The sequence below is a fragment of the Sinorhizobium sp. 22678 genome, from assembly GCF_052044265.1.
In the GTDB taxonomy this organism is placed as follows: domain Bacteria; phylum Pseudomonadota; class Alphaproteobacteria; order Rhizobiales; family Rhizobiaceae; genus Sinorhizobium; species Sinorhizobium meliloti_A.
In genome coordinates this window covers 33428-40063 of record NZ_JBQEMS010000038.1, presented here as the reverse complement: position 1 = coordinate 40063, position 6636 = coordinate 33428, and the positions used below count along the sequence as shown (strand labels likewise).

General features: G+C 60.4%; 5 protein-coding genes and 2 pseudogenes. 5 read left to right on the top strand and 2 right to left on the bottom strand.

The window, feature by feature from the left end; genetic code table 11:
- The first annotated feature begins 166 nt into the window (after positions 1 to 166).
- The 3 genes from traC to traG are packed head-to-tail and all read left to right on the top strand — an operon-like array spanning position 167 to position 2646.
- Positions 167 to 463: a conjugal transfer protein TraC gene (gene traC / locus ACTJKL_RS30570; RefSeq protein ID WP_440853830.1), complete on the top strand. Its 297-nt coding sequence runs from the start codon at positions 167 to 169 to the stop codon at positions 461 to 463.
- A gap of 4 nt (positions 464 to 467) precedes the next feature.
- The gene (gene traD, locus ACTJKL_RS30565) at positions 468 to 680 is read left to right on the top strand and encodes a type IV conjugative transfer system coupling protein TraD (RefSeq protein WP_440853831.1); all 213 of its coding nucleotides are present in this window, start codon (positions 468 to 470) and stop codon (positions 678 to 680) included.
- Positions 673 to 2646, top strand: a complete 1974-nt coding sequence (traG, locus tag ACTJKL_RS30560; RefSeq protein ID WP_440854652.1) for a Ti-type conjugative transfer system protein TraG — start codon at positions 673 to 675, stop codon at positions 2644 to 2646. Before traD ends, traG begins: the two co-directional genes overlap by 8 nt.
- A gap of 330 nt (positions 2647 to 2976) precedes the next feature.
- Here traG and ACTJKL_RS30555 read toward each other — a convergent pair whose 3' ends face one another.
- Positions 2977 to 4002 carry an IS110 family RNA-guided transposase gene (locus ACTJKL_RS30555; RefSeq protein WP_440854651.1) on the bottom strand — a complete coding sequence of 342 codons (1026 nt, stop codon included), beginning with the start codon at positions 4000 to 4002 and terminating at the stop codon, positions 2977 to 2979.
- A 491-nt stretch (positions 4003 to 4493) separates the two neighbouring features.
- Between ACTJKL_RS30555 and ACTJKL_RS30550 the strand changes: the two are divergent.
- Together ACTJKL_RS30550 and ACTJKL_RS30545 are read left to right on the top strand one after the other, a co-directional pair.
- Positions 4494 to 4937: pseudogene (locus tag ACTJKL_RS30550) on the top strand (thermonuclease family protein).
- 202 nt (positions 4938 to 5139) lie between these two features.
- On the top strand, positions 5140 to 5397 hold the full coding sequence (locus tag ACTJKL_RS30545) for a WGR domain-containing protein (protein ID WP_440854650.1): 258 nt from the start codon (positions 5140 to 5142) through the stop codon (positions 5395 to 5397).
- A 554-nt stretch (positions 5398 to 5951) separates the two neighbouring features.
- On the opposite strand, the pseudogene ACTJKL_RS30540 reads toward ACTJKL_RS30545, so the two are convergent.
- Positions 5952 to 6428 (bottom strand): annotated as a pseudogene (locus ACTJKL_RS30540) (hypothetical protein); the annotation flags it as partial.
- Positions 6429 to 6636 lie beyond the last annotated feature (208 nt).

Sequence of the window (6636 nt, the reverse complement as noted above, 5' to 3'; positions counted from 1 at the left end):
AGCGACGTATAATTGCGCCCTTCGGATCCGCTCCTTCGGAACGGCCGGGATCATTCACCAAAGCTTGCGCTTTGGCGATTGTAGGATTCACAGTAGTGCGTTCCGCGCTCACCTCCCTGAAACTGGCCTCGTATGACAGCTTTCTCACCCAAGGGAGACAGACGGAATGAAGAAGCCATCCTCCAAGATCCGCGACGAAATCGCCAAACTCCAGGAACAGCTCAAGGTCGCCGAGACCCGCGAAGCCGAGCGGATCGGTCGGATCGCGCTTAAGGCCGGGCTTGGCGAGATTGAAGTGGACGAGGCCGAGCTGCAGGTAGCCTTCGAGGAACTGGCGAAGCGGTTTCGCGGAGGTGGGGTTCGCACGACCGGAGGGAAGAGGGGGGCTGGCGTCGGCGAAAGCAGTACACCCTCCACGCAGAACGCGGCTGGCACGGCTGCGGGCGGGACTGCTGAGGCTTGAGCGGATGGCGCGCACAACCACATCCGACGCCCGCAAGAAGGACACGCGGGAAAAGATCGAACTTGGCGGCCTGATCGTCAAAGCGGGTCTTCGCCACGAGAAACGCGCGCTTCTGCTGGGCGCCCTGATCGAGCTGAGCCAACGGCTTAAGGCCGACGAGACCGTACGCCCGCGGCTGCTTGCGATCGGAGCGGAGGCCTTCAAGACAGATGGATAGGATCATGCTCTTCATCGTACCTGTCGCGCTGATGTTCCTGCTCACGATCGGATTGACCGGGATCGAACACTGGCTGTCCGGCTTTGGAAAGACGGAGGCTGCTCGGCAGACGCTCGGCCGCGCCGGCATTGCCCTGCCTTATGTCGCCGCGGCGGTCATCGGCAGTGTCTTCCTGTTCGCGAGCGCCGGCGCGATCAGGATCAAGACGGCAGGATGGGGCGTCGTTGCCGGCGGTGTAGCGACAATTGTTGTCGCCATCGTTCGCGAGGCAATCAGGCTGTCGGCATTCGGGAACCAGCTTCCGGCCGGCAAGTCGATCCTTTCCTATGTCGACCCCGCGACGCTGATCGGCGCGGCGGCGGCAGCGATGTCCGCCTGCTTCGCCCTACGTGTCGCGCTCGTCGGCAACGCGGCCTTCGCCAGTGCTGAGCCCAAACGCATACGCGGCAAGCGGGCGCTTCATGGCGAGGCCGACTGGATGAAGATGCAGGAGGCGGCCAACCTGTTTTCGGACGCTGGCGGCATCGTCGTCGGCGAACGATATCGGGTCGACAAGGACAGCGGAGGAACGCGCCCGTTTCGCGCTGACGATCCCGACACATGGGGCATCGGCGGCAAGCCACCGCTCCTGTGCTTCGACGGCTCGTTCGGCTCATCACATGGCATCGTGTTCGCCGGTTCCGGCGGCTTCAAGACGACGTCGGTGACGATCCCGACGGCGCTCAAATGGGGCGGCTCGCTGATCGTCCTCGACCCGTCGAACGAGGTTGCCCCGATGGTGTCAGTGCAACGAGGCAGCGCGAATCGGGATCTATTCGTCCTCGACCCGAAGAAGCCGGAGACCGGCTTCAATGCGCTTGATTGGATCGGGCAATTCGGCGGCACCAAGGAAGAGGACATTTCATCCGTCGCTTCATGGATCATGAGTGATAGCGGTGGCACACGCGGAGTTCGCGACGACTTCTTCCGGGCCTCGGCCTTGCAATTGCTGACGGCGATGATCGCTGACGTTTGTCTCTCCGGCCATACGGAGAAGGAGAACCAAACGCTTCGCCAAGTTCGCGCCAATCTCTCCGAGCCGGAGCCGCAGTTGCGCCAACGCCTGCAGGAAATCTACGACAATTCGGATTCGGATTTCGTCAAGGAGAACGTCGCGGCTTTCGTGAACATGACGCCCGAAACCTTCTCCGGCGTCTACGCCAATGCGATCAAGGAAACCCATTGGCTGTCCTATCCGAACTACGCCGCGCTGGTTTCCGGAAAGATGTTTTCGACGGGGGATCTTGCCGAGGGAAACACCGACGTCTTCATCAACATCGATCTCAAGACCTTGGAGACGCATGCGGGCCTCGCGCGCGTCATCATTGGCTCGTTTCTCAACGCGATCTACAATCGTGATGGGGCGATGCCGGGCCGTGCGCTCTTCCTCCTCGATGAGGTGGCGCGGCTTGGCTATATGAGGATCCTGGAAACCGCGCGCGATGCCGGTCGCAAATATGGCATCACGCTCGTCATGATCTACCAGTCGATCGGGCAGATGCGCGAAACCTATGGCGGTCGCGACGCCGCCAGCAAATGGTTCGAGAGCGCGAGCTGGATCTCGTTTGCGGCGATCAACGATCCGGAAACGGCGGACTATATCTCACGCCGTTGCGGCATGACGACAGTAGAGATCGATCAGGTCAGCCGCAGTTCGCAAATGAAGGGATCGTCGCGGACGCGATCGAAACAGTTGGCCGCACGACCGTTGATCCAGCCGCACGAGGTGCTTCGCATGCGCGCCGATGAGCAGATTGTCTTCACGGCCGGCAACGCGCCGCTGCGATGCGGCCGGGCAATCTGGTTCAGGCGCGACGACATGACTGCGTGTGTCGCAACGAACAGGTTTCATACGAGCGGAAAAGTACCGGGCGCGCGGATCGAGCCGGCGGTGAGCGCAGCGAGCAAGGCTGATCCAGAACAATGAAGAGTCGTTTAATCGCACCTCCGTCAAGCTTGTTTTGATCTATGCTTTCATTCGGTGAATATGACTTGCCTTTGAATTACGACGATGTCGTTTGTCGGATACAGAGTCGTTTACGCGGTCGAGACGACCCGCCGCAGGATGGTTCTTCGTGGAACGGATCTTCCAATGTATCGGACGCACTCAGTTGCCAGAATGACAGCAGGTGCAACTCTTCTAAGCGGAATGATCCTGTCCGCGTCCCGACAAGGACGATCGCCGCGTCCAAAGCGCGGACGCAAAGCATGGAATAGTCAGATCGCAGGGGCACTGCCCTGGTATCTTGTGTGCATGTCAGGCCTCAGCAGAGTTAGAGCGCTCGAAGAGCTCGCCCGTTCGGAGCATTGCATGCATGATCACGGCCAGCTTTCGCGCGACCGCAACGGCGGCTCGCTTGAACCCGATCCTCTCCTTGAGCTTCAGGCCCCATGCACGTAACGCGCTGTCAGCTCTGGTGCGCGCGAGGAGCACGGTCGCCGCTTCATACAGCAGTCCGCGTAGATGATTGTCGCCCCGGCGAGATATATGACCGTCGTAATCGACTTCTCCCGATTGATAGCGCCTGGTGGTCAGGCCGATCCAAGCGCCAACCGAACGCGACTTTCTAAAGTTTTCCGGATCCTCGATCGCTGCCACGAAGGAGGAAGCCGTCACCGCGCCGACACCCGGAATTGACGCGAGCAGCCGGCATTGCTCACTCGCGCGGGCCGAGGCGACAATCTGTTTGCTCAACTCGGCAGCGCGGGCACGCATGCCTCTCCAAGCATCGAGCAAGGGCCTGATAATCTGTTCGAGCCCGGCATTCGTCGCCAGCAGGTTGCGCACATGGTCCTCGAACACGCGCCCTGCGCCTTTGGGTACGACAAGGCCGAACGTCTTCATCAGCCCTCGGATTTGGTTGGCCAACTGCGTTATCATCTTGACCAACTGATTGCGCGCTGCGACCAGCGTGCGAACCAGCATGCTGTTAAAGCTCTTCACGCGCACCTCGCGGTAGAAACCGACTTCGGCAAGATGAGCGAGCCCGTCGGCGTCATTAGCGTCGGTCTTGTTCGGCGCCATATCCAAGGCCGCCTTGGCATGACGAGCATCAATGCAAATCGCCGGCAACCCCTCGGTCGTCAGCGCATGATAGAACCAGACAGACAAGGGGCCAGTTTCGAACACGACCCGCTCCGCATTCACTGCGCGCTTGCGGATGACCTCGGCTATCAGCGCCGGATCAGACGGGCATTTCCCGCGCCAAACCCGCTTACCTCCTTCGCGCACCGAGATGAAGGTATCTTTCAATGACACGTCAAGGCCGATAAACTGCGTCATGGTTGTCTCCCGTTTGATGCTGGGCCCGTCTAACCAGTCGAGAGCCCGTTCTTCATCCTATCGGGGGGCAACCACCTTTCCAACGCATCGCAACCACGCCGGCGTTCCCCACCCCGCGATTACACCATGTATCGGAGAAATCAGCGTGAGCGCCGCCCAAAGGGCGGGATTTCGGGAATTCGCGTCGTGCGAGGGCGGGAAACAGCGCAGCCGCAGGAGCCTCAACATAGTGGCCCGAAGGGGAGGCGGGACCGACTGCGCCCCGCATCTCGCACTCCGCCTAAGTCCTTCACCCGTAAACGTCGATGAAACCGAAGCCGAGATATGTTGGGGCTCACAGGAGACGAACGAGAGTGACGAAATCGAATGTGGTTCCGTTCAGAAAGCCGGGCAAGCCCGGCAGAAGGAACGATCGAAATCGCTGGCAGGGAAGGTCACCTCGACCTGCACCGTGCCACCTGCGCAAACCACTGATCGTGATCCTCTCCGCCATTCTCATTGCTGGCGGAGGATGGCTTGCGTATGGAGGCTCCGCCGACCTCTCGAGCGTCTTTGCTTTGGCCAAGACACCGACATCAGATTCCCTGTCGGCCGCGTTTTTGATCTGCGGCGCTGATCGCCACGTAAACTGCGTCGTTGACGGCGACACGTTCTGGTTTGGCGGGGAGTAAATCCGCATCGCGGATATCGACACGCCGGAACTCAGCCCGCCTCGCTGCGAGGCCGAAAGGATCAAAGGCGAGGCCGCGAAAGCACGCCTGCTGGCGTTGCTCAACGGTGGCAAGTTCTCGCTTTCAGCCGGGCCGCGCGACGAAGACAAATACGGCCGCAAGCTCCGTACCGTCACACGGGCTGGGCGCTCGCTTGGAGAAACTCTCGTTGACGAGGGCCTTGCCAGGCGCTGGGACGGTGCGAGACACGGATGGTGCGGCTGAGACCCGCGAGAGGATCGTCACCCGAATGGGCGGAGACCGTATGCGGGCTCCGTGAGCTTCGGCGAATAGAGCCGTGCGCCGGAGGCGTCTCGCCCAAGCTTGTCCCGGCCTTTCCAATATCATCACCGATATGAATCGATCCCTGCCGACTGATTCATAAGTGTCGTTGGACCCGGTCCCCGAGATCAGCGATTCTGATCTCATGATCTCGCAGCCCTATCAGCTCTATGTCGAACGCTCAGATGCCTCCAGGAACATGGCGCGCTACTATGCGATGTCGATCGAGCCGAACCTGTTCGGGGAGGTCTGTCTGTTGCGGAAATGGGGCCGCATCGGAACGCGGGGACAAATGATAGTCCATCATTTCGGTCGGGAAGAGGAAGCAGTCCAACTGTTTCTCGATCTGCTCCGACAGAAACGCAAACGCGGATACCGGCCCCGCGCCCTGACGACGAACTGAAACAAGGCCCACCGAAGCGGGCCTTGAACGCGCCTCATCGGCGCCGGTTCCAGTCGGTTTCGAAGGTTAACTCGATCTCGACGAAGAATGGGATCTTGATCGCAAGCTTCAAGCCAAGCTTCCCCTTGCGCAAGAAGTGGCTGATCACCTTGCCAAGGGCGCGGAGCCTGCGGCCGGTGGCGGCGAGGAATTGAGCGAGTTGTTGCATCGTGTTTCTCCTTTCGAATTGCGGTCATCGCGGGGGATAGGCGGCAGACCGGAAAGGAGGGACGCACCCAACGGGCCGCAACGAAGTGGAGGACCCGGCACCACCTGAATTTTGTTTCGCGAGGAGCCGCGCCGCGGCGGGGAAAATTCTGGCGGCGCCAGGTTGCGTCGTGACGAACGGGCTGCAACATCCCCGATGAGAGATGACAGCAGTGTCGAAAGGAGAGGTGCAACTGGTCGCCATCGGTTTGATCGCGACCGTTCCTTGGACGTCTTAAGCAGCAGGCGCTGTCGCAGGGCCCCAACCGAGTCGAAGCTGTACTGCAGGATCGATCAGGATCCTGCCACCAGGCGTGAACAGCGCGCGCCGCTTGAATGTCAATCCCGGTTTCCCGCTCGATATCCTTGATGATCGGCGCGAGTGAGCCGAGTTCGTCGTCGGTCAGCGGAACCAGATCCGGATAATCGACGTCGACCCCGATATAGTCCGCCGTCAACGCATTGACCCAATCACCGCCATTGATGCGGTACTCGTGCGTGTCGAAATCGAATTCGAGATCGTCCAGCAAATTGATAGAAGAGCGCCCGAAAATCTCGATCTCCCCTCCCAACTGATATGCAGCAAACTCATCGTCTCCGGCGAGAACGCTTCGCTCCAGCGCCATGATGGTCCGGACGCGATCGGTTGCTGCCTCGAGTTCCTCGACTAGGCGATCATGAAGCTCTCGTGAAACCTCGGTATCGCAGCCGAAGCGGTTTGCGAGGACGACGAGCCGGAAACCGGCAAGCTTGGTGTAGAGCATGAGGGTCTGATCGGTGGTCATGATGTGATCTCCTTCGCTGATGACGGAGATCGGCCACTCTGTTGCAAAGAGGGGTCAGGGACCGCGGGGACGCGGCTCGCAAGCGGGGGGACCGATTTTTTCGGGAAGCGCAGCGGCGGAAAAATTGGGGGAGACCGCGCCGTCCTTGACGCCGGATTTGCTGGAGTAAAATAGGACGCCATAGAGAGAAGAGACCCGCGGCCTCGAA

Coding starts and splice junctions, on each gene's coding strand:
- ACTJKL_RS30555 (WP_440854651.1), bottom strand. CDS start 4,002: ATGACGCAGTTTATCGGCCTTGACGTGTCATTGAAAGATACCTTCATC.
- traC (WP_440853830.1), top strand. CDS start 167: ATGAAGAAGCCATCCTCCAAGATCCGCGACGAAATCGCCAAACTCCAG.
- traG (WP_440854652.1), top strand. CDS start 673: ATGGATAGGATCATGCTCTTCATCGTACCTGTCGCGCTGATGTTCCTG.
- traD (WP_440853831.1), top strand. CDS start 468: ATGGCGCGCACAACCACATCCGACGCCCGCAAGAAGGACACGCGGGAA.
- ACTJKL_RS30545 (WP_440854650.1), top strand. CDS start 5,140: ATGATCTCGCAGCCCTATCAGCTCTATGTCGAACGCTCAGATGCCTCC.